This is a genomic window from Edaphobacter sp. HDX4 (assembly GCF_036877565.1).
GTDB lineage: Bacteria > Acidobacteriota > Terriglobia > Terriglobales > Acidobacteriaceae > Edaphobacter.
Genome location: NZ_JAEDXW010000031.1, coordinates 1 through 22822, shown reverse-complemented (window position 1 = coordinate 22822; position 22822 = coordinate 1). Strand labels below are relative to the sequence as shown.

Here is a 22822-nt window from a genome sequence, read left to right as displayed (position 1 = left end):
CGAGAATGACGACTCGTAATCTCCGGAGCCGGCCTTGAGCTGGCTCCGGAGGAAGACGGGGAAATTCAGTCGGCAGGTCGATCGCGGGAACGTTAGATATAGCGAAACATCGGACGGAGTATAGAAAAATGGCGATGGCAACCAGAAATGAAGGAAGGAAGGTCAACTCCAACATCAACGTTACACCCATGGTGGACGTGATGCTGGTGCTGTTGATCATCTTCATGGTCATCACTCCCATGCTCAACAACAAGGTTAACGTCGACCTTCCCAAGACCGATTCGGCTACGGTCATGGAAGACGCGAACAAGGAAGATGCAGTGACAATTGCAGTCACCCGCGATGGACGTACCTTCCTTGGCGGAGACCAGGTGACGCTTGATGACCTGGGGCCGAAGATCTCGGCAAAGCTCGAAAATAAGACCAACAAAGAGGTCTATATGCGCGCTGATGCCCGTGCGAACTACGGCAAGGTGATGGATGCTGTTGACGGAATCCGTGCTGCCGGCGTCAGCCAGCTTGGGTTGCTGACAGAGAAGCGCGAAGCACCTGAGACTGTAACGACGAAGAAGTAAGTATGCACCACGCTACCGAAGCGGTAGTACGAAGTGCTGAGGAGAGTTTGCTATGGGAATGAGTGCGGGAAGTTCGGGCGGAGCAGTATCCGAGATCAACGTAACACCGTTGATCGACGTTCTGCTGGTACTCCTGATCATCTTTATGGTGATCGTACCGGTAACCCCTAAGGGATTGGACGCGCTGGTGCCCCAGCCACCGAAGAACAAGACCAACGATACGCCGAACGATCGTACGATCGTCGTGCAGGTCCTCTCCAATGGTGCTGGCGCTCCTTCGTACAAGATTAATGACACCTCGTTCAACAAGCAGGACATCGAGCCCAAACTAGTTGAGATCTTTTCAGCTCGTCAGGAAAAGGTGATGTTCGTCAAGGGCGACAAGGATCTTGACTTCAGCAAAGTTGCAGAAGTGATCGATTTTGGGCATCAGGCCGGAGTTGATAATATCGGTCTGATTACGCCGCGTGTTGAAGCAGGACAGTAATTTAGTCAGGTCTCGCACCAGGTTCTTGCTTCGGGCGGTCCGGCTATAAGAGCGGCCGCCCGATTCATTTGCCCTGGAAGTTCGCCTACTTTTTGTTCTTTGTAATAGAGGGTTCGGTAATGGCCTTCGCTGAGTTTGTCTTCCGAACCGCGCTCGTTCAGGATAGAAAATAAAGAATCGTTACGAATAGGACATCCGCCACTGGTCACAGGCGGCGGTATACCATACAATCAACCGGCAAGCTTAAATTTTGCTTTCACTGATATTGCCGTCCCCAGACAATACGCGCCCATTTGAAGGAGATATCACGTCCCATGAAATTGACTGCACGGATCCCGGTTACGGCCGCTCTGCTGGCGCTGATGCTAAGTTCTGTAACCGGGTGCAACCGCCTGAAGGCGCGTGACCAGCTGACCAAAGGCGTGCAGGCGTTCAAGAACGCCCGTTACGAGGAGGCGGTCAACCACTTTCAGAACGCAATCGAACTGGACCCGAGCTACGATCAGGCTAAGCTGTACCTTGCTACAGCGTATTCGTATCAGGTCGTTCCGAACCTGGATACACCAGAGAATCTCGCGTTGGCACAGAAAGCTCTGGCAGGCTTTCACGAGGTTCTGGCAAAGGATCCTAATGATGTCGGCGCTCTAAAGCAGATAGCTTCAATCGACTTCAACACGAAAAAGTTTGAAGAGGCCAAGGAATATCAGAAGAAGGTCATCTCTCTGGATCCCAAGGACGCGGAGGCACACTACACGGTGGGTGTCGTCGACTGGATTCAGGCCTACAAGAACGCACAGACCGTCCTAGCTTCAGAGAATCTTACGGACGACGGAAACGGCAACGTCAAGAAGAGCAAGGCCGCCTGCCAAAAGCTACAGGAGCAGAACTCCGCTCTTGTCAATGAGAGCCTGGAGTATCTGCAGAAGGCAGTTGAGCTGAACCCCACATACGACGATGCCATGCAGTATCTGAACCTCAGCTATCGCCGCAAGGCTGATATCGAGTGCGGCAACGATAACGCCCGCAAAGATGATCTGGCGAAGGCCGATGAGTGGAGCCAAAAGGCAATGGGCGCTCGCAAGGAGAACGAGAAGAAGAAGGAAGAGAAGACTCAGGGTGGAGTCACAATGCAGTAGCCGCTTCTTCAAAGTAGAAAGAGCCTCCAGTATGGAGGCTCTTTTTTTTGTCTACTGGGATCTGCTTGTCAGGTGATTTCGCCCGAACAGGTTCGGGCGTTAGAATGACGGCTTACTCAATCGTATGGAAAAAGTATTGGTCGCAAATCGAGGCGAGATCGCCGTCAGGATTATGAAGACTTGTCGGGAGATGGGACTGTCCACCGTGGCGGTCTACTCTGATGCAGACCGGGCAGCTCTCCACGTCAGCTACGCGGACGAGGCTTATCGACTGGGACCAGGACCAGCGACGGAGAGCTACCTTCGCACTGACTTGATCCTAGAAGTCGCCCGTCGTGCAGGGGCGGATGCGATCCACCCTGGCTATGGTTTTCTATCGGAAAATGCTACGTTCGCAGATGCTTGTGTAAGCGCAGGCATCACCTTCATTGGACCCCCCGCCAGCGCAATGCGAACCCTGGGGTCGAAGACCAAGGCACGTCAGGCTGCCGATCTCTCCGGGATGCCTCGGGTTCCCGGAAGTGTCACGGGTCTCTCGTCCGTGCAGGAAGCAATCGCGACCGCATCCCAGATCGGGTATCCCGTTATGCTCAAGGCTGCAGCAGGTGGCGGAGGCAAGGGAATGCGCGCGGTCTGGAGCCAGGCTGAGCTTCCGTCGGCTTATGTTGGGGCGAGCAGCGAGGCTGAACGAAGCTTTGGGTCTGGCGAGGTCTATCTGGAAAAGCTTATCCAGTGTCCTCGACATATAGAAATTCAGGTGATTGCGGATATGCACGGCAATTGCCTGTATCTGGGCGAGCGGGAATGCTCTGTGCAGCGACGCCATCAGAAAGTGATTGAGGAAGCTCCTTCTGCGGTGGTCGGCGAAGATCTTCGCCGCCGGATGGGAGAAGCTGCGGTGCGCCTTGCCCTTTCAGCAGGCTACGTCAACGCAGGTACGGTGGAATTCCTCCTGGATGCTGAGCAGAAATTTTATTTCCTGGAGATGAATACGCGCCTGCAGGTTGAGCATCCAGTAACCGAACTGATTACAGGTCTCGATCTCGTAGAGATGCAACTCCACGTGGCGATGGGGCAGAAGCTCCGGTTGCGGCAGGATGAGGTCCAACTTCGCGGCCACGCGATCGAGTGTCGAATCTACGCTGAAGACCCGGGCAACAACTTTCTTCCTTCGCCGGGAAAGATCACTCGATTACTGCAGCCCAGTGGACCTGGCGTGCGCGAGGACTGCGGAGTTTACGAGGGGTGGAACGTACCCCTGGAATACGATCCCATGCTCTCCAAGCTCATCACGTATGGTGCAACACGCGAGGCTGCGATAAGCCGAATGCTGCGAGCACTGGATGACTATGTCATAGGTGGCATTCGCACAAACCTCGGCCTGTTTCGCAGGATCCTGTCTGATAGTGACTTCCGCTCGGCAAATATTGATACCGGCTACCTCGACCGGCTGTTATCTCAGGTCGCGTCAGATAAAGACGGCAGTGTTCCCGAGCAGATCATTTCTTTGGCCGCAGTCATCCTGTCAGAGAGACGAGAGAAGGTTAAAGCCTCGAGCGCCGTAGCTCTCGCCAGTCGATGGAAGTCAGCAGGCCGGTCCGAGGGGCTCCGCGCATGAAGAGATGGGTTCAATTCGATGGAAGGACCCGGTGCGTAGAGATACCGGATGACGTGGGTAATCCTGGGCATCACGTTTGCGAGGTAGATGGTCGTGTCCTCGACGTGGATGTGAGCCTGGGGCAGGAGGACGTTCTATCTCTGATAGCAGACGGTCGCCAGTACCGCTGTATTCTCGATGGCGATGCCGTGATCATTGCAGGGCATCGCTATGAATTTGCCATGGAAGATCCTCGCTCATTGCGCGGGCGCAGTGGCAGCGGAGATGGCGCAGCAGGTCCGCGCCCAGTCAAGGCTCCGATGCCAGGGCGGGTCGTGCGCGTTTTGGTAGCCCAAGGCGATGAGGTAGAGGCCATGCAGGGAGTCGTCGTCATCGAAGCCATGAAGATGCAGAATGAACTGAAGGTTCCGAAGGCGGGCCGGATCTCCAAGGTCGCAGTTGCAGTCGATGCGACCGTCGAAGCGGGCCAGGTTCTTATTATCGTGGAGTAGGAGGGCCGCAACGCCGATATTCCTGTTGACATCCGACAGTAGTCAGGGTCATTCTGTTGTCGAATGTCGAGGGGAAGCCGATGCCGCCGCAATCCGATCTCCTGCAGGGAACTCTTGATCTCCTTATTTTGAAATCGCTCACTCTGGAGCCCATGCATGGTTGGGGTATCGCGCAACGTATCCAGCAAGTGTCAAAGGATGTTTTGCAGGTTGGCCAGGGCTCTCTCTACCCGGCGCTGCACAGGCTGGAGTACAAGGGATGGATTGAGGCTGAGTGGGGCGGTTCAGAGAATAATCGCCGCGCCAAGTTCTACTCGCTCACCAAGACGGGCAAGAAACAGTTGGAAACAGAGCTGGAGAACTGGGAGCGGCTGACCAAGGCTATTGGACTCGTCCTGAAGGAGGCATGAGATGCAAGCTTTCAGGCGATTGCAGATCCTTCTTCGCCGCTTATTCCTGCGGAATAAAAATTCCGAGCTGGATGAGGAACTAGCGTTTCATCTGGACCGGCAGATCGAAGCAAACGTCGTTGCAGGCATGGGGCAGACAGAGGCGCGGCGGCAGGCGATGATTGCCTTCGGTGGCGTGGAGCGAACCAGAGGTGAATGTCGCGAACAGCGTCCTGGCTTTTGGATCGAGAGATTAGCCCAGGACGTACGGTACGCGCTGCGTGGATTCCGTCGGAACCCGACGTTCACGTTGACCATCCTGGTCACACTGATGCTGGGGATCGGAGCTACGGCGGCTGTGTTCAGCGTGGTGGATAGAATTCTTTTTCGTTCTCTGCCTTACTCGCATGCCGACCGGTTGGTATCGGTGGGATTGGTGCAGTCGCTTGAGGCTCAGGAATTTATGTTGGGTGGCTTCTACTACGACTGGAGGAGGAACCAGACTCCCTTCGAATCGATGACGTCGGAGACTGCGGTAACGAGGGAATGCGACCTGACGGAGGGCAGCCCGGCGCAGATGAGTTGTCCAACGGTCGAGGTCAACTTTCTGCCGACGCTTGGCATTACGCCGGTGGCCGGCAGGAACTTCCTGCCGGAGGAAGGAATGCCGGGAGCCCCGCGAGTGGCGTTGATCTCGTATGGACTTTGGCTGAGGCATTACAATCGCGACCCGAGGATTCTGAACAGGACGATCGAGATCGACGATAAGCCGGTGCGGGTGGTTGGAGTGCTGCCAAAGGACTTTGAGATGCCACGACTGCAGGCAGCAGACGTGGTATTTCCCATGACCATGGACGAGGCCGCGGACCGCAGATCGAACGAAGGCATCGGGGGGCCGAAGCGTGTCTTCGCCCGGTTGAAGCCAGGTGTGAGCGTGGAGCAGGCGTATGCACAGCTGGTGCCTCTGTTCCAGCAGACGCAGAAGTGGATTCCGGCGGAGATTCGCTCGAACTTCCGGTTGAAGGTACGTTCGCTGCGGGATCGCCAGATGCAGGATGTTCGTTTGACAGCCTGGGTGCTGCTGGGAACGGTCATAGCGGTGTTGCTGATTGCGTGTGCGAATGTGGCAAGTTTGCTGATGGCGCGGGGCGCGAGCCGGCAGAGAGAGTTGGCGGTGCGGTCAGCGCTCGGGGCGAGCCGGGGAAGGCTGGTGTCTCAGGCGCTTACGGAGGCGGCGTTGTTGTCGTTGGCGGGAGCCCTCGCGGGATGCGTTCTTGCGAAGGGTCTGCTGCAGGCTTTCGTTGCGCTAGCTCCCGCGAATGTTCCTTACATCAGCAGGGTGCAGCTGGATGCGCGGATTGTGTGCTTCACGGTGATGCTCTCGTTTGTCTGCGGCGTGCTGTTTGGGCTGGTGCCTGCGCTGCAGCAGCCAAGGGAGGAGATGCTGACGGGTCGTACGCTGGCGTCCGTCTCACGTGCGGGTCTGCGGCAGTGGCTGGTCGTTGCGCAGATTGCAGCTAGCGTTGTGCTGCTGACTGCGGCGGCACTGATGCTGCGCAGCTTCTGGGGACTGGAGCATCAGCAGCTGGGAATGCGCGAGGACAACACGGTGACGGCAAGCATTACCTTGGGGCCGCGAAACTACTCGAGTGGGGCGAGCAAGATGGCGTTCTTTCAGCAACTGGCGACCCGGTTACGGTTTGGGCCGGGAGTACAGGTGGTTTCTGTGAGCGATTCGTTGCCGCCGGGAAATGGCCATGGTGCTGTCCGGTTCGGAGAGATTCTTGTCGATGGCAGGCCGCGATCGATGGAAGGAGGAGGAACCGTAGTGACAATGCGGTCAATCTCGCCGGAGTACTTCCGCGCACTGGATATTCCGGTGGTGCGGGGCGAGGGATTTCGGGATGAGGATCTGAACTCGAGCGATCGCGTTGTGGTTTTGAGTCAACGGCTGGCGGAGATGTTGTTTCCTGCCGGCGATTCCATTGGCAAGCTGGTGAACTTCGACCATGTCGATTTTCCTAAAAGCCCGACGTGGTACAGGGTGGTTGGTGTTGCCGCGAACGTGAAGAACGGGGGCCTCAGCGGTGAGCAGACCCCGGAGTACTATCTGCTGCGGCGCAATCGTGCGGACGACTGGGTTGGCCGTGGTGTGTGGGGCCAGACGTCGATGGTCGTAGTGCGCAGCTCACTGCCATCCGAGGAGACGGCGAAGTGGATTCGTTTGCAGGTTGCGGCACTTGATCCCACCTTGCCTGTCGATATCGCCACCCTCAGGCAGAGGGTAAGCAAGCTGGCGGACCAGCCGCGATTTCAGGCATCTTTGGTTGGCTTCTTTGCTGCGATCGGACTTCTGCTGGCGGTGATTGGGCTCTATGGAGTGATTGCATTTCTGGTGGCACAGAGGACGCAGGAGATCGGAATGCGGATGGCTCTGGGTGCACGCAGAACGGACATTCTGCAGCTGGTGATGGCAAGAAGTATGCGGCTGATCGCTGCGGGAGTTGCAGCGGGATTGGTGGCCGCGCTGGCGTCGTCGCGCGTCCTGGCCTCGCTGTTGTTTGGGGTAGGTCCGCGGGATCCTGTAACGTTTGCCCTGGTGCCGCTGCTGCTTGTTGCAATTGGACTGGCGGCTACCGCGATACCAGCGCGACTTGCAAGCAGGGTTGATCCTGCAGTGGCGCTGCGCAGCGAATAGCGTCACAAATTTGTTACTGCTTCCTTGCCCGGAGCTACAATCCTGCAACACCGTCTTTGTCAAAAGAACTGCAGGAGATGGCAATGAGTGATGCAGTTGTCGAGCAGCCAGCCGGACTCAGCGAAGTCGAACGCGTCGTGGATGTATTTGTCGCGCCCACCAAGACGTTTGCGGATATTCTTCGTAGCGCAAAGTGGTGGCTTCCCTTCGTGCTGATGGTGCTGGTCACATTGGGGACTACTGTGGCCGTTGACCGGCAGGTAGGCTTCGCGCGAGTAGCCGAGGTTCAGATCCATCAGAACCCGAAGCAGGAAGAAGCCTTCAATGCTCTGACGCCCGAGCAGAGGGCCGCGCGCCTGCAGGGCATGGCCAAGGCGTACCGATACTCGAGCTATGCATCGTTTGTTCTCGTCCTGGTCTTCGTTGCTTTCGGCGCGCTGCTCTACTGGGCGAGTTTTAACTTCGGGCTCGGTGCGCGGACAACGTTCGGACAGATGTTCGCGGTGTGGATGTACGCCTCGCTTCCTCGTCTGCTAAGCGGATTGCTGGTCGCCATCCTGTTGGTAGCCGGAGTGAATACTGACAGTTACAACATGCAGAATCCTCTAGGCACAAACCTGGCCTATTACATGCCTGACGCCTCCCCGTGGGTACGGACACTGCTGAGCTTCTTCGACGTAATCGGCTTGTGGGTCGTGCTGTTGCTGGTCATCGGGACCGCGATTGTAGCGAAGGTTTCGAGAGGCAAAGCCGCAGTGGTTGTACTGGGGTGGTGGCTGCTTGGATTGATCGTGATGACCGGCATCGCGCTCGCCAGCAGTTAGCCCTATGGGACTGGAGATGATGTGAACGTTGAAGCGGGCAGGCCGGCTCCGTTGTAGAGATTGGCTGCGGGGAAGTTCGGCCATGCATACCGTACGTATCGCGGCTCAGGCACGGACGGGCTGGTTGCTACGATGCTGTCTCCCTCGATGCGAGCCTCCGCTGGAAGGAATCTGCCATCCTGGCCTGCCACTTCAAAGCCTGTTGCCGAACCTCGAAATCTCAGTCCTTCTGCGTTATCGAACCAGACATGCATGGCTCCTGCCGAGGGGTAGGCAAGTCGAAAGAGAGGACCGGACGCCGTGAGATGCTCGTCGTAGGCGATCTTTCTCGCAAGTAAGGACAGCCGTTCGCCGACGATCTGTTTATTGGCTGGATGGACGTTGTGCTCGTCTCCAGCATCAATGGTGACGGCCATTCCCGTGTTCCTGAGCTCCAGTGTTCGGCGCTGCGCATCGCGCAGTAGTCCCCAGTTCTCCTGCGGCGTACTGGAATAGGCCGAGATCTGGACGAAGAGAAAAGGGAAGTCACCCTGCCGCCACTGCCGGCGCCAGTCCTGGATCAATCCCGAAAACAGCCGATGATAAAGCTCCACGGTGTCCAGTTTGGAGTTGCTCTCGCCTTGATACCAGATCACGCCACGAATCGGCAGCGGGGTGAAAGGAGCAACCATGGCATTGAAGAGGGCTGCAGGCTCCCACGAAACAGGATCCGGGTGCCATGGGCGGGGCGGGTTTGCCGGTTTCCCATCGAGCTTCGCCTGTTTGTCTATCTCATCCTGGCGACGCTCGGAACTCTCGCGATCCATGCGCTCGGCGCGAGCGGCGAAGACAGGCATCAGAGAAGCGTCAGAGGCGATTCCGTTGAGGCTGATCCATGCCTCTGCCGGGGTTCCGCCCCAAGTGGAGTCGATCAGGCCGATCGGCACCTTCTCGTGCTGCTGAAGGTCTCGCGCAAAAAAGTACGCAGCCGCCGAGAAGGTACGCGCAGATTCAGGAGTGCAGAGGGACCATCCATCTGCGGTCTTGACGTCTTCAAGAGGATAGGAAGAAGCGTCCTTGTCTATGCGAAGGAGCCGAATCTGCGGGTAATTCGCCGCCGCAATCTCCTTCTCAGAGTCTTTAAGGATGGCGCCGGGGAACCCTGCCAGCGGCATCTCCATGTTCGACTGGCCGGACGCAAACCAGAGGTCTCCAAGAAGAATGTCGTCCATCCGGATGGTATTGGAGGATCGCACTTCGAGCGTGAAGGGTCCACCAGCCGGTTGGGCAGGGAGATAGACGCTCCATCTGCCGCCGTTGTCCGCAGTCGTCGAATCTGAGCTGCCGTGGAAAGAGACGGACACCCGCTCTCCAGGCGCTGCTGTCCCCCACAGGTGAATTGGCATGTCGCGCTGAAGCACCATGTGGCTGGAAAAGATCTTGGGCAGGGAGACTTCAGCGTCGGCGATGGTGCAAGAGGTAGCGGTTGCAAGCAGAAGGACAAGGGATCGCAGGTTCATCGGCATCTCCGGCGAGAACCTTTATACCGCGAACCCATAGGATCAAAATAGAAAAGAGGCACGGAACGATCCGTGCCTCTCTCTAGTCTTGTAATCTGCCTATTCCGTCCAGCGCCTGAAGACCAGTGAACCATTGGTGCCGCCGAAGCCGAAGGAGTTTGAAAGGGCGTAGTCAATCTTCGCCGGCTGCGGCTTATTAGGAACGTAGTTCAGGCGGCATTGCGGGTCGGCTTCCACCAGGTTCATCGTTGGAGGCGCAATCTGGTTCTGCATCGCCATGATGGTGATACCTGCTTCTAATCCACCGGCGCCACCCAGAAGGTGACCCGTCATGGATTTCGTGGAACTGACGAGAAGCGTGCCGTTCTTAGCCCGTTCGCCAAAGACATTTTCGATGGCCTGCGACTCCAGGGCATCGCCCAGAGGCGTAGATGTAGCATGCGCGTTGACGTAATCGATCTGATCCGGTGAAACTCCTGCCACTCTGAGGGCATGAACCATCGAACGGTAGCATCCCTCGCCCTCAGGAGCCATTCCGGTCATGTGGAAGGCGTCCGCCGAAAGACCATAACCGATGATCTCGGCGAGAATCTTCGCTCCGCGGGCCTTCGCAAAATCCAAGTCCTCGAGTATCAGGATCCCGGCACCCTCTCCAACGACAAAACCGTCGCGATCCTTGTCGAAGGGACGGCAGGCATGAATAGGATCGTCGTTTCGAGTGGAGAGCGCCTTCATCGCAGCGAATCCGCCCACGCCCATCGGGGTGATAGCGGCTTCGGTACCCCCGGCAAGCATTACGTCAGCATCGCCCCGCTGAATGATGCGGAACGCATCACCGATGGAGTGCGCGCTGGTCGTGCAGGCGGTAGCGGTGGCTTCATTCGGTCCCTTAGCATTGTAACGGATGGAGACGTGCCCCGCAGCCAGATTGACGATCGAGCCTGGAATAAAGAACGGGGAGATCTTTCGTGGACCACCAGCAAGCATAGCGCTGTGTTCGCGCTCGATAACATCGAAGCCGCCTATGCCCGAACCGATATGGACACCGACGCGATCGGCGATCTCGTTGGTGACATCCAGTCCGCAGTGCCTCATCGCCTCTGCCGAAGCTGCCAGAGCGAAATGGATGAAGCGGCCCATCTTGCGGGCCTCTTTTTTATCCACGAACTGAAGTGGGTCGAAGTTCTTCACCTCAGCAGCAAAGCGCACGGGATGCCCGGTGAGATCGAAGGCCTTGATCTCAGCCATTCCGCTCTTACCCGCCATCAGTCCATCCCAGACTTCAGGCGCGGTGTTGCCGACCCCACATATCAGACCGAGGCCAGTTACAACGACACGACGCTCAAGCATGGTTACTTTGCCTTCTGGTTTTTGTCGATGTAGTCGATCGCATCTTTAACGGTCTTGATCTTTTCTGCGTCCTCATCCGGGATCTGAATATCAAAGGCCTCTTCGAACTGCATGACGAGCTCGACTACGTCGAGAGAGTCGGCGCCAAGATCCTCCTGAAAACTTGCGCCGGGGGTCACTTCAGCCTCATCCACCTGAAGCTGCTCGACAATAATCTGCTTCACCTTTTCATCAACTGCTGCCATGTCGTTCTCCTGTATAGATCTCTAAGGTCAAAACCGTGCGATAGTCGGGAGCCCGGCCCCCGCGCAGGCCAATCTCAAGCATACTGAGGGCCTAGGAGAGTGTAAAGCAAACCGGGGCACTGAAGAATCAGAGGCAAAAACTTTTGTCAATCCTCCTCGCCAGAGGCAGCGAGGAAAGTGGTGATTCCGGCAGCCTGATCGAAGTCGATGAGTTGGGATGCGGGCAGAGTCTTGTCCGATTGGCCGACCTCACGCAGCGTTTTATGAATCGCTCTTGAGCGCTGACCGAGATCGCGAATGGTGTTCTGCACTGTTCCGACCTGCTTGTCCATCTTGTCCATCAACCCTTCGAACTTCCCGAACTCTTTCTTTGCACCCTCCAGTACGTTCCACACTTCATCTCCCTTCTCCTGAATCGCGAGCATGTGGAAACCCATCTGGAAGCTGGTCAGAATGGCGGACAGTGTGCTCGGCCCGGCGATGGTGACGCGGCACCTTGACTGAATTTCAGCCTGGAGTGCGTCCCTCCGCATGACCTCGGCATAGAGACCCTCCGTAGGCAGAAACATGATGGCGTGCGGTGTCGTGTGGGGAGGGTTGATGTACTTCGAGCAGATGCGGTCCCCCTCGGTTCGGATGGCGGACTCGAATGCCTTACCGGCAGAGGCGATCTGTTCCGGATGATTGCTCTCGTAGGCCGCCTCCAGTCTCTCCCAGTCTTCGCGGGGAAACTTTGCGTCGATGGGCAGGAGAGTCTCCCCGGACTGGCCCGGAAAGCGGACAGCAAACTCGACTACCTCCAGCGAACCCGGTTTGACCTTGGCGTTGCGGACGAACTGACTGGGTGCGAGCATCTGTTCCAGCAGCATTCCAAGCTGCACCTCGGCAAAGCCGCCGCGCGACTTTACATTCGTGAAGATACGGCTCAGATCGTTGACACCGTCGGAGAGTTTCGTCATCTCGCCCAGGCCGGAGTGGACCTTGTTGAGCTGATCGGTGACCTGGCCGAAGCTCTCGGTCAGCCGCGTCTGCAGCGTGTCGTTGAGTTTCTCGTCGACCGTCTGCCGCATCTTCTCAAGTTCTTTCGAGTTGTCTTCGTTTAGTTTGTTGAGCCTGTTTTCTACCGCTGTGCGTAGCTGCTCCTGCAGGCCGGCGTTGCTCTGCATCAGGTCATTCAACTTTTTGTTCAGCGTCTCACGGAGTTCCATGTGCTGCTGGCTGGTCTCGGCAGTAAACGCGTTTACGCGCTGCGAGAGTCCTTGCATCTGTTCCAGAACGGCCTTGCGCAACAGATCGTCGGAGACCTTGTTATCGGCACGGAACTCGCCCAACCCGTTCTGCAACAGTTTGCTCAGCTCAGCGATGTTGCGGGTTACTTCACCGCGGAGTGCGCCAAAGTCCGCGCTGCTGGCCTCGCGAGAGCGTTGCGCCTCGGCAGCGATGTCTGTCCGCATCTGCGAGAAAGCATTGTGGATATGTTCCTCGAGAGCCTGATTGCGGGCATCCAGCCGCGTGAGCTGATCCGGAACCTGTGCCAGGCGAGGGTCCTGCACCGGCGCGGAGGGCCGACGGAGCATCAGCCAGAAGATGGCAAGCAGGGTGATAATTTGGGCGACGAGAAGCGCTGTCAACATTCGTTTTTCCTTCGCCAAAGAATAGCACCGGCTGACGCATGTTGCAGCGTGTGCAAATCAAGGGCTTGTTGCATGGTTTCCTGGATTGTGATCTGCGCGGACGCCTGACGAGCCAACGGTTCTACTGCAATCCAAATGGCATCATGCCGTCGATGCGCAACGTATACGGCTGCTCGTCTCTTACGGTTGACGAGGGTAGTGTGAAGACCAATCCGTCCGCAGTCTGCCGAAATTTCACTGCCTGGGAGTTCCTGCCCAGCAGCGTTACCTTCTCTATTTTCGTTTTCCCTGTCGAGAGCATTTTGATGGTCCCTCGGCTGCAGGTCGTTTGTAACCCATGGCGTATAAGCGCCCGTCTTTCGCCGAAAAGCGGAAGTCCGCTTCCGTGTACGGTTTTGCCTCGGGAGATTCGACGTGCACCGGATGTAGATCTGCAGTCGAGGTTCCCTTCCAGTCTCCGGGCGGCGTCTGGGGGATCGACGGTCCTTCTCCGGGTACGATCCACGCGCGCGAGTTATAGATGGCTTCGCCATTTGCCCCAAGCCATTTGCCCAAAGTAAACAAAGCTTTCTGTTGGTCTCCAGGAATGGAACCGTCGCCTCTGGGCGAGACGTTCAGCAGCAGGTTCCCGCCGCAGCTTGCGACTGCCATCATTTGATGGATGAGCGAGAGTCCACTGGCTACTTTCAGCCCTTCAATGTAGCCCCAGGAGTTCCCGATCGGTGTGTCGCACTGCCATGCAGCCGGGTAGGGCCACTTCGGCGCGTGGTGGGTGCCTTCAAAGTCCTGCACGGTGGCAAAGAGATACGCCTGGTCCTTGGTGGCGAGCGTCGTCTCGTAGCCATGTTCCCGTGCCCTGTTGTAAAGGTAGGCGGCAGCTCGAAGCTTTACCTCGTCGTACTCCCGCGCGTTAACGCCGTTATCGAAGTAGAGAAGCTGCGGTGAGAATTTATCCACCAGCTCCTGCACTCGGGCAAGCCAATCCATCTGGAAGGCCTTGGAGTTGTTCCCACTATTGAACTCCTGGTCGATGGGAGGACCATAGAATCCAGCGTACTTCGGGTCGAACTCATCCGTCTTGAGGCCCTTTGCGGGGTAGGCAAAGTAGGCGTGCTCCATGCGATGGCACGAGAGTCCGAAGATGACATTCTGCCTGCGTGCCGCAGTCGCCAGTTCTCCTGTGAGGTCCCGCTTCGGACCCATCTTTCCCGCGCACCATGGCGTCAGGGCTGAGTCGTACATTGGAAAGCCGTCATGGTGTTCCGCGACGGGAACGATGTAGTTTGCTCCGGCCCGCTTGAAGATCGAGATCCACTCATCGGCGTGATAGTTGACCGGCTTGAACAGTGGAATAAAGTCCTTGTAGCCGAATTTATCCTGCGGTCCGTAGTGCTCCGCATGCCACTGGGTGCCTTCAGGATCTTTGTACATGCGACGCTCATACCATTCACTGCCATGCGCGGGAATGCTGTACAGGCCCCAATGGATAAATATTCCGAACTTCGCACGATTGAACCATCTCGGCACGGCGTAGGTATCCCGCAGCGACTCCCAGGTTGGTAGAACGGGGCCTTGGAGGTCCGGTTGCGGCATGGCATAGGCATCAGGAGCCCCTGCAGGCGCGCCGGTCTGGAAGGCATGGAGGCTGCGCGGCAGCAGGGAAGAGCCAGCTGCGAGGCCAGAGAGAGCGAGCATTTGCCTGCGGGAAAAAAGCATATCAGCCACTCTATTGCATCCTACGTAATTACCCGCACTGCCGAAGATAGGAGTCGTATCGAGCCAGGAGAGCGTCTAACCAAGTGGGATGGCCGACTTCGGCGATACCCGCGGAGCCGCTCGGGCTCCGGTGAAAGAGGATCTTATGGCTGCCATACGACGGGTGTTTCTCTGCCTTTTGTCTTTTGTTCTCTTCTCCACGGGCCCCCTGACTATGGAGGCCCAGCAATCAAATACCACGACCCCGAAGGAAAAAAAGATCACTCTGGACATCGCAGTAACTCCAGACTCTGGACATCCTGTCGCGGGGCTCACCCAGAACGACTTCAAGATTCTCGACAACAAAACTCCGCAGGCCATCACTTCGTTCGCGCAGCTCGGCGGACAGAGCGCGCCCGTACAAGTTCTTCTGGTGCTCGACGCGATCAATGCGACCTTCACGACAGTTTCAACCGAACGCGATCAGATTGAACACTTTCTACGCTCTCATGGAGAGCATCTATCTTCGCCGACTTCGCTCGCGGTGGTGACGGACACGGGTATCTTCGTTCAGCAGGGGTCTTCGACCGACGGAAAGGCTCTCAGCGCTGCGCTGGATCAATACACGATGCGTCTCCGCACGCTTCGTCGTTCAACCGGCTTCTATGGTGCCAGTGACCGGACGAACCTGTCTCTCCACGCCCTGGATCAACTGGCTGCGCAAGAAGGAGCAAAGCCGGGACGCAAGCTGATTCTGTGGGTGTCACCAGGTTGGCCGCTTCTCAGTGGTCCCGCGGTTATGCTCACAGCGAGGCAACAAAGTCAGATCTTCTCCAGCGTTGTGGGACTTTCGACCACTCTCCGTGAAGACCGGATTACGCTCTACGCCCTGGATGCGCTTGGCGCCACGGAATCTGTCTTCCGCAGCACTTACTATCAAAGTTTTACCCAGGGCCTGAGCAAAACATACGACGCCAACATCGGCAATCTGGGGCTGCAGGTCTTCGCCGTCCAGTCCGGTGGCCTCGTCCTGAACTCCAATGACCTCGGCACGATACTCCAGCGTTCACTCGACGACGTAACCGCGTATTACGAGGTCACCTACGACCCTCCTCCTGCGGAGCATAACGACGAATATCACGCGATTCAGGTTCACGTAGACAAGCCCGGCCTCAAGGCACGGACAATGAAGGGCTACTACTCACAACAATAGTCTCTGCAGGCTGATTCGAAAGTCCTGCCAGTTGACGTGCGTATTCGTGCAGCAACACCTCCGGGGATTCGAAGGGAGAATCCGTTCTGTCAGCCAACACTGAACTCCCGTTCGGTGCATCCAACCCTGAACGCGCGATGTTAAGGCGGAGCGCGAGGAGGAGTTATGGCCGATCCTGCAACAAACGACCCAACGCAGCCGATGAGCCTGCATCGAGACAAGCAGACCTTCGACGATCCCATACGGAAGGTGGGCGCTGATGCTACCGCCACCTTCGATAATTCCGAGAGCAATCCGACGGAGTGGGCAGGGAGCGAGGCCCTGGCGTCTACAGCGCCTGATGAAGATCAGACCCTCACGCCTGGACAGGAACTCAATCCAAAAGTTCGTGCAGATGCATTGGACGCTGGCATCAACGATGCCGATCGATCTAAATCGGCTGCCGGGAGCGACGCCAACGTGATCGATGACGACGATATCAGTGATGATGATGAAGCCTTGATCGATGAAGCTGGCATCAAGAAGGTTCGGTGACGCGTAGGCCAGATCTTTGAGTTAGCGGCTGTCGCGAAGAATTCGATCTGCGATGGCTGCAACTTCCACGGCAGGTCTGACGTCGTGAACGCGAAGAATATGCGCTCCGGAGAGAATCCCAGCGACGTTGGCGGCGAGGGTTGGGTACAGCCTCGCATGGTCGAGCGACCGGAGAGAGTCATCACCCGCCGTCAACGCGCTGCGCGGAATTGTGTGCGAGAGAAAGCTCTTGCGCGAGACCCCCATCATGACCGGCAAGCCCAGCTGAGCCAACGACGATAGATGTGCGAGGAGAGGATAATTCTCTTCGAGTCGCTTTCCGAAGCCAAAGCCCGGATCGAGAACGATCCGGCTGCGATCGATTCCGGCAGCCTGTGCCGCACCCACGGTGGCTTCCAATCCAGTCACCACCATTGGAACAATCTCTGATTCCTGGAGCGGAGGAAGAGAACGCCATTCGGAAGGCTTGCCCCGTGTATGCATGAGCACCGACCCACAGCCGAGGCTTGCACAGGTGGAAGACATGGCAGGGTCCCATAGGTGACCGCTCACATCATTGACGATCTCAGCGCCCGCTTCGACTGCCATTCGTGCGGTCGAGGCGTGGAACGTGTCGATGGAGACAATCGTCGAGGGGCGCTCCCGCAGGATCGCCGAGAGGACCGGAAGCACGCGGGCCTGCTCCTCTTCGGGAGATACCGGCGTTGCACCCGGGCGTGTGGATTCTCCGCCCAGATCGATCACATCCGCCCCCTCATCGAGCATGGCCATAGCCCGTTTCAAGGCACGTTCAGGAGCCTCTCCCGGCGTGAAGAATTGACCTCCATCCGAGAAAGAGTCGGGGGTAACATTCAGGATTCCCATTGTGACCGTGCGGCGGCCGAGCGCAAGCGATCGGGTCCGTAGCTTCCAGTCAAAGATGGGACGAGGAGCGAAGGCCATGCAGCGATTCTAGAGTGTGTACGCCTGCCCAAGGAAAGTGACGGGCGAACGCGGTCTGGATGCTAGACTTCGCCCATATGAACAGAACATCCTGTGTGGCAGCCCTGCTCCTGGCGTATACCCCCATCTGCGTTGCGCAGAAGCATAGCTTGAGGACAGAGACTGCTCTGAAAGCAGACGCTCCGGAGAAGAAGTCAAAGCTCGCAGCCGAGATCGAGACCGTTTTGGCGGAGCCTGCCGTTGCTCGCGCGCACTGGGGCATAAAGGTCACCGAGATGGATGGCAAGCCCATCTATTCGCTCAATGAGGGGCAGCTGTTTCAGCCTGCCAGCAATACCAAGATGTTCACCACGGCAACGGCGCTTGCAGTCCTCGGCTCACAGGCGACCTTTACGACCCGGGTTGTCACGCGGGGTACATTCAGTTCGCCCGGCAAGCTTGCAGGCGACGTCGTCCTAGTGGGCGCCGGAGATGCGAATCTATCGGGTCGGCAGATTCCCTATGTGTCGCCTGCGCTGCGGCCGAAGGTGGTGCCGGGGCAGGAGCCTCCGCTGGGACCGCCAGCGCTGCGTTATCTCGAGGATATGGCTGACCAGGTTGCGAAGACTGGCTTGAAGGTCATCAACGGTGACGTGGTAGGCGATGACACGCTCTATCCATGGGAGCCCTACCCACAAGACTGGTCCATTGATGACGCCGTGTGGGGATATGGCGCTCCAGTTTCGGCCCTCACCATCAGTGACAACCAGCTGAAGTTGACGGTGGCGCCCGGAACCGCACCCGGCGCTCCGGCATCTGTCATGATCGATCCAATTGCTCCCTACTACACCGCGGATACGACAGCCCTGACGACCGGTCCCGCCAGGAGCGGTGACCATGTGCAGATAGACCGTGCAACCGGGTCCAAGGTTCTGCGCATCTACGGCTCGATCGCTGTCGACGCTCGTCCGGATGAAGAGGAGATCGCCATTCATGATCCGGCAGAGTATGCAGCTGCAGCTCTGAAGGCGATGCTTGAATCCCGTGGAATCCTGGTGACCGGTGTAGCGCGCGCGAAGCATCGTGTCGCTACCGACGCCAGAGGTTTTCTCCTGGCCTCACACGAGCCTATCCCCGCCATGGAGTGGACGCGAACCTATGCTCCCGCGACACCGGCCACCGCCTGCATCAACGATTGCGGCAGTAGGACAGAGACTGTTCTGGCTCAGCATGTATCTCCGCCTTTGATTGAAGATATGGTCGTCACCAACAAAGTAAGCCAGAATCTTCACGCCGAGATGTTCCTGCATAACGCTGGCGCGGCCGTCCTGAATGATGGGTCCACCGTCAACGGAGCGCGTGTCGTCCGCGCGTTCCTGACCTCACGCGCCGGAATTGATCCGGACGACTTCGTCTTCTTCGATGGCTCAGGATTGAGCGGCCACGATCTCGTCGCTCCGCGAGCTACAGCGCGTTTGCTGCAGTTTGTGACCACACAGCCCTGGTTCGCCGGTTGGAAACGAACTCTGCCCATCGGCGGAGAAGACGGCTCGCTGGTAGAGCGATTTGGAGCGACATCGCTCAAGGATCGCGTCTTCGCAAAGACTGGAACACTGGGTGAGGCACGCGCGCTGAGCGGCTATATCGAGTGTGCCAGTGGCAAGACGGTGATCTTCTCCATCATGGACAGTGCGCATACCCCAGGCTCCAGCGCAGACCGCATTGCGATGGATAAGATCGTGGGTTTGATTGGAGCGGCAGAGTAGTCGCTCTGACCGATTAGACTAGAGGCAGGTGCCGCCCTGAGTCGCCGAAAAATTAGGAAGAGGGATCGTCACGGTCGCTCCTCTGGGAACGGGTTTCTTGAATGACCGTGGCAACGGCGGTGATCCTCGCAATCATCTTCTTCGCGACATTCATTCGTTCAGCGTTTGGATTTGGTGAAGCTCTTGTCGCGGTTCCTCTGCTTGCCCTCTATCTTCCGCTGACGGTGGCTGCGCCTCTCGCAGTTCTCATCTCGATCTCCATCGCTCTGGTCGTTGTAGCGCAGGACTGGCGCGAGGTCCACCTCCGCAGCACGGGCTGGCTCTTTGCCTCAACCCTTCTCGGAATCCCCCTCGGGCTTCTGTTGCTGACCAGCAGTCATCAGAAGGCAGTCAAGATTGCTTTGGCACTTGTCATTCTCGTCTTCTCTCTCTATTCCCTGATTGGAAGCAAGCCTCCTGAGCTGAAGAAGGACAGTGTTCCCTGGCTCATCGGCTGCGGATTTTTCGCGGGCATTCTGGGCGGGGCGTACGGCATGAACGGTCCGCCGCTCGTCATCTACGGTGCCATGCGCCGCTGGTCCGCACAGCACTTCCGGGCGACGTTGCAGGGATATTTTCTCCCGGCAAGCATCATCGGAATGGCTTTCTATTGGTTTGGTGGCTTATGGACTCGCGAGGTCACGCATTACTTCCTGTTGAGCCTCCCCTTACTCTGGCCGGCCATCTGGCTCGGCCGAGTCGTGAATCATCGCCTCCACGGAAACAGCTTTCTCCGTTACGTCTACCTGGGTCTCATGGCAATAGGCGGTCTCCTGCTCGTACAGGCTGCACGAGCATAGGTGAGAGAATAATCACGATGAAGCGAATCGGTCTTTTGTCTTTGCTGGCATGCGCGCTGGCGGGCTGCAAGTCTATCCCGCCACCTACTCCACTGGATCAACTGAACCCGCAGCAGGCCCGCGGACATGAGGTCTACCAGGCCCACTGCCAGATCTGTCACAACGACCGAACCGACACGCCGCTGGCCGGACCTGCACTGCGCGGAATATTCAAAAAGCAGTACCTGCCAAGCGGAGCTGCGGCCACCGATGAGCGCGTCTCCGCTACGATTCTTCACGGGAGGAATATGATGCCAGCCCAGGGCAACGTGATCGATCATCAGGATCTGGATGATCTGCTGGCTTATCTGCATACCCTATGAGCGACGAGATCAACGAGAAAGACGAGCGGGAGATTCGGCGGCTCGAGGCTCGCGCCGGAGGCATGTTGCCTGGCATCGCAGGCATCTCGATGTTCATGATCTTTATGACCATCCTCAACGCCTTCGCCGCGCTGCGTGGGACCTTTGGCTCCAATACCGCCAAGTACAGCGTCCTCGGCGTCTGCACGCTTCTGGCCGTGGGAGTCTTCGGTCTGCTGCGACTTAAAAAATGGGGGTGGGCCATCGTCACCGCCGGGTGCCTTCTGCTCAGCGCGGGCGATTTCTTCTTCTTCGAAAAGACGAAGGTCGGTTTCTTCCTCGTTCGAGCTCTGCTGGTGCTGGTCTTCTTCCTTTACCTGGTCAGGGCCTCAGTGCGCGATCGCCTGCGGTCGTAACGCTCTGGGCTAAGAGCATGAGGAGGAGGGAATGACAAATCCAGTCGGAGACTCTGTCGCAGAAGTATGCATGACGGGGACCTTCAACTCTCATGGGTGGGTCGCCCTCGCGGTCACCGTTATCGGTGTAATCGCAGCCATATCTTCGCTAGCCAAGGGCTTTCAGTGGCTCCGCGAAGAAACGGCTGCCAGTCGCGGCAACAGGCAGGCTCAGGATCGATGGAAGGCGAAGAGCTGGCTGCTGGGATTGTGGGTGATTGCTCCGCCCATGTGGCTGTATATCGAGGCCATCTTCCTCTATCGCCACTTCGGAAGAGCGGCCTGCTTCGGTCAATTTCAATATGCTCAGCAGATCGTGTTCCGCGGTTGGGTCGTCCTCATTGCAGTTCTCGGGCCGCTGTACTTCGGCCGGGAGATTCTCAGCAGAGAATAGGTCAGCTCTCCCGCTGACGTTCGCGGAACGCCTCCACCTTGTGCCGATTCCCACACAGTTGCATGCTGCACCAGCGGCGTCGGTGGCTCTTGGTTCGATCGTAGAACCACAGGATGCATCCCTTGCCTTCGCAGGGACGGACGAGGTCGAAGTCGGCCTTCGCAAAAAACTCTGCGGCAGCCTCTGCAACAGGTGCCAGAATTTGCTGCGCGCTTCCTGCTAACCGACGTCGTTCTACCCGAAGGCCTCCCGAACCAGTGACAAGCTGGGGATAGCTCAATGCCTGGGTCATATATGCATTCAACGATGCCACGTCGATCCTCTTGCCGTCTTTACGTCTCGATAACATCGGCCGGAGCATCTCTCGCAGGCTGCGAGCCTCGACCAGCAGAGCACCACGTGCGACCTGCGGCTCCTCTTCCGGTGCCAGTCCTGCCTTTGCCAGCCAGTAAAGAACATCTTCGTCGCATCCGAACACATCCACCGGTTCACCCTGCGGTGCGGCAATCGTATTCAGAAAATCAAGGACTGGATGATCGGCGAGGAACAACGGCGGGACTTCGGGAACATGGCGCATAGATTTTAGGGTCGCATTTCGGTCGCGCCACGTAGGGCATGCGCTACTTCATTGATCTAATTGTAACCTTTAAACGTTGACATAGAAAGTTACATTGACTATAAATCAAGGCATTGGTAACCGTGAATCACGTTTTTGAGCGGTTACAAAGCTCCTCATGAATCGCTATGAGTCTTGTTCCACCTAAGGAGTTCCTTTATGTCCACATCAGTAATCCCCTCGAATTCCGGCGTCTCCGCGCCGCATCTCTTTCTCCGAACAGTTAACACTGACGGCATTGATATCTTTTATCGCGAGGCTGGCGATGGTACCGCTCCGACGATCCTCCTGTTGCATGGTTTCCCTACATCCTCGCTGATGTTCCGCGAACTCATACCGCGCCTGGCGCAGAAGTATCATGTCGTTGCACCGGACCTTCCAGGCTTTGGTTTCACCGAAGTTCCCACCGGTCGGGACTACACGTACAACTTCGATTCCCTCAGCAAGACTATCGCCGCGTTCACAGACAGCATCCATCTCGACCGTTATGCCATCTACGTCTTCGACTATGGGGCACCTACCGGACTCCGGCTGGCGATGGCTCATCCTACGCAGGTGACGGCCGTCATCTCACAGAATGGGAACGCTTATCTCGAGGGCCTTGGAGATGCCTGGGATCCGATCAAGGCTTACTGGAAGGAGCCGACCCAGGAGCATCGCGACTCGTTGCGCGCCTTTCTGGAACTCGATGCTACGCGTTGGCAGTACACGCATGGCGCACCCGCCGACCGTCCAATCGACCCTGCCACCTATACCCTCGATGCAGCTTTGATGAAGCGGCCCGGGAACGCAGACATTCAGCTTGATCTGTTCCTGGACTATGCCTCCAATCTCGAGCTCTACCCTGCCTTTCAGGAGTACTTCCGCACGTACAAGCCACCTACGCTCGCAATCTGGGGCAGGCACGATCCCTTCTTCATTCCCGCTGGTGCTGAGGCCTTCAAGAGAGACAATCCCAACGCGGTCGTGACTCTTCTCGACGCGGGCCACTTCGCCCTCGAAACGCACGTTGAGGAGATCGCAGAGGCGATTGACCGGCTTTTGGAAGCTGTCGCCTGATCGAAGACCGGCGCATGAGAACGTTAGAATGGACTTCATGCGC

23 protein-coding genes are annotated in these 22822 nt (G+C 57.5%); 16 read left to right on the top strand and 7 right to left on the bottom strand.

Translation table 11 applies throughout. The annotated features are described in order from the left end of the window. Positions 1-128: 128 nt before the first annotated feature. The 8 genes from JAO29_RS21005 to JAO29_RS20970 all read left to right on the top strand — a co-directional run bounded on the left by JAO29_RS21005 (position 129) and on the right by JAO29_RS20970 (position 8218). Positions 129-575 carry an ExbD/TolR family protein gene (locus tag JAO29_RS21005; protein WP_334270235.1) on the top strand — a complete coding sequence of 149 codons (447 nt, stop codon included), beginning with the start codon at positions 129-131 and terminating at the stop codon, positions 573-575. Positions 576-627: 52 nt separating this feature from the next. Next, on the top strand, positions 628-1062 hold the full coding sequence (locus JAO29_RS21000) for an ExbD/TolR family protein (RefSeq protein WP_334270234.1): 435 nt from the start codon (positions 628-630) through the stop codon (positions 1060-1062). Between the two features lie 314 nt (positions 1063-1376). Beyond that, the gene (locus JAO29_RS20995; protein WP_334270233.1) at positions 1377-2198 is read left to right on the top strand and encodes a hypothetical protein; all 822 of its coding nucleotides are present in this window, start codon (positions 1377-1379) and stop codon (positions 2196-2198) included. 124 nt (positions 2199-2322) lie between these two features. Next, the gene (locus JAO29_RS20990) at positions 2323-3816 is read left to right on the top strand and encodes an acetyl-CoA carboxylase biotin carboxylase subunit (protein ID WP_334270232.1); all 1494 of its coding nucleotides are present in this window, start codon (positions 2323-2325) and stop codon (positions 3814-3816) included. After that, positions 3813-4307 carry a biotin/lipoyl-containing protein gene (locus tag JAO29_RS20985; protein ID WP_334270231.1) on the top strand — a complete coding sequence of 165 codons (495 nt, stop codon included), beginning with the start codon at positions 3813-3815 and terminating at the stop codon, positions 4305-4307. The genes JAO29_RS20990 and JAO29_RS20985 overlap by 4 nt, the downstream gene beginning before the upstream one ends. A gap of 80 nt (positions 4308-4387) precedes the next feature. After that, positions 4388-4717 (top strand): PadR family transcriptional regulator, encoded by a 330-nt coding sequence (locus JAO29_RS20980; protein WP_334270230.1) that lies wholly within the window; start codon positions 4388-4390, stop codon positions 4715-4717. Position 4718: 1 nt separating this feature from the next. Beyond that, the gene (locus tag JAO29_RS20975) at positions 4719-7394 is read left to right on the top strand and encodes an ABC transporter permease (protein ID WP_334270229.1); all 2676 of its coding nucleotides are present in this window, start codon (positions 4719-4721) and stop codon (positions 7392-7394) included. A gap of 83 nt (positions 7395-7477) precedes the next feature. Next, on the top strand, positions 7478-8218 hold the full coding sequence (locus JAO29_RS20970) for a YIP1 family protein (RefSeq protein ID WP_334270228.1): 741 nt from the start codon (positions 7478-7480) through the stop codon (positions 8216-8218). 2 nt (positions 8219-8220) lie between these two features. On the opposite strand, the gene JAO29_RS20965 is transcribed toward JAO29_RS20970, so the two are convergent. The 5 genes from JAO29_RS20965 to JAO29_RS20945 all read right to left on the bottom strand — a co-directional run bounded on the left by JAO29_RS20965 (position 8221) and on the right by JAO29_RS20945 (position 14641). Beyond that, the gene (locus JAO29_RS20965) at positions 8221-9717 is read right to left on the bottom strand and encodes a sialate O-acetylesterase (protein ID WP_334270227.1); all 1497 of its coding nucleotides are present in this window, start codon (positions 9715-9717) and stop codon (positions 8221-8223) included. 99 nt (positions 9718-9816) lie between these two features. Then, positions 9817-11067, bottom strand: coding sequence for a beta-ketoacyl-ACP synthase II (gene fabF / locus JAO29_RS20960; RefSeq protein ID WP_334270226.1), 1251 nt, complete (start codon positions 11065-11067; stop codon positions 9817-9819). Positions 11068-11069: 2 nt separating this feature from the next. Continuing rightward, entirely contained in the window at positions 11070-11312 is a 243-nt protein-coding gene (locus JAO29_RS20955; RefSeq protein ID WP_334270225.1) for an acyl carrier protein, read from the bottom strand. Between the two features lie 146 nt (positions 11313-11458). Next, positions 11459-12946 (bottom strand): DNA recombination protein RmuC, encoded by a 1488-nt coding sequence (gene rmuC, locus JAO29_RS20950; RefSeq protein ID WP_334270224.1) that lies wholly within the window; start codon positions 12944-12946, stop codon positions 11459-11461. Between the two features lie 273 nt (positions 12947-13219). Continuing rightward, positions 13220-14641 carry an alpha-L-fucosidase gene (locus JAO29_RS20945; protein ID WP_334270223.1) on the bottom strand — a complete coding sequence of 474 codons (1422 nt, stop codon included), beginning with the start codon at positions 14639-14641 and terminating at the stop codon, positions 13220-13222. 166 nt (positions 14642-14807) lie between these two features. Between JAO29_RS20945 and JAO29_RS20940 the strand changes: the two genes are divergently transcribed. Continuing rightward, on the top strand, positions 14808-15854 hold the full coding sequence (locus JAO29_RS20940; RefSeq protein WP_334270222.1) for a VWA domain-containing protein: 1047 nt from the start codon (positions 14808-14810) through the stop codon (positions 15852-15854). Between the two features lie 165 nt (positions 15855-16019). Then, the gene (locus JAO29_RS20935) at positions 16020-16388 is read left to right on the top strand and encodes a hypothetical protein (RefSeq protein ID WP_334270221.1); all 369 of its coding nucleotides are present in this window, start codon (positions 16020-16022) and stop codon (positions 16386-16388) included. 21 nt (positions 16389-16409) lie between these two features. On the opposite strand, the gene folP is transcribed toward JAO29_RS20935, so the two are convergent. Then, positions 16410-17330 (bottom strand): dihydropteroate synthase, encoded by a 921-nt coding sequence (folP, locus tag JAO29_RS20930; RefSeq protein WP_334270220.1) that lies wholly within the window; start codon positions 17328-17330, stop codon positions 16410-16412. Positions 17331-17407: 77 nt separating this feature from the next. Between folP and dacB the strand changes: the two genes are divergently transcribed. The 5 genes from dacB (at position 17408) to JAO29_RS20905 (ending at position 21104) form a co-directional block, all read left to right on the top strand. After that, positions 17408-19075 (top strand): D-alanyl-D-alanine carboxypeptidase/D-alanyl-D-alanine endopeptidase, encoded by a 1668-nt coding sequence (gene dacB / locus JAO29_RS20925; RefSeq protein ID WP_334270219.1) that lies wholly within the window; start codon positions 17408-17410, stop codon positions 19073-19075. Positions 19076-19176: 101 nt separating this feature from the next. Then, positions 19177-19914: a sulfite exporter TauE/SafE family protein gene (locus JAO29_RS20920; RefSeq protein ID WP_334270218.1), complete on the top strand. Its 738-nt coding sequence runs from the start codon at positions 19177-19179 to the stop codon at positions 19912-19914. A gap of 17 nt (positions 19915-19931) precedes the next feature. Beyond that, on the top strand, positions 19932-20276 hold the full coding sequence (locus tag JAO29_RS20915) for a c-type cytochrome (protein WP_334270217.1): 345 nt from the start codon (positions 19932-19934) through the stop codon (positions 20274-20276). Further along, the gene (locus JAO29_RS20910; protein WP_334270216.1) at positions 20273-20671 is read left to right on the top strand and encodes a hypothetical protein; all 399 of its coding nucleotides are present in this window, start codon (positions 20273-20275) and stop codon (positions 20669-20671) included. Before JAO29_RS20915 ends, JAO29_RS20910 begins: the two co-directional genes overlap by 4 nt. Before the next feature lie 31 nt (positions 20672-20702). Further along, positions 20703-21104 (top strand): hypothetical protein, encoded by a 402-nt coding sequence (locus tag JAO29_RS20905; protein WP_334270215.1) that lies wholly within the window; start codon positions 20703-20705, stop codon positions 21102-21104. A gap of 1 nt (position 21105) precedes the next feature. On the opposite strand, the gene JAO29_RS20900 is transcribed toward JAO29_RS20905, so the two are convergent. After that, a complete protein-coding gene (locus JAO29_RS20900) occupies positions 21106-21681 on the bottom strand; it encodes a CGNR zinc finger domain-containing protein (protein ID WP_334270214.1) in 576 nt (191 codons plus the stop codon). Positions 21682-21879: 198 nt separating this feature from the next. Between JAO29_RS20900 and JAO29_RS20895 the strand changes: the two genes are divergently transcribed. Further along, positions 21880-22779, top strand: coding sequence for an alpha/beta fold hydrolase (locus JAO29_RS20895; RefSeq protein ID WP_334270213.1), 900 nt, complete (start codon positions 21880-21882; stop codon positions 22777-22779). The last annotated feature ends 43 nt before the right edge of the window (positions 22780-22822 follow it).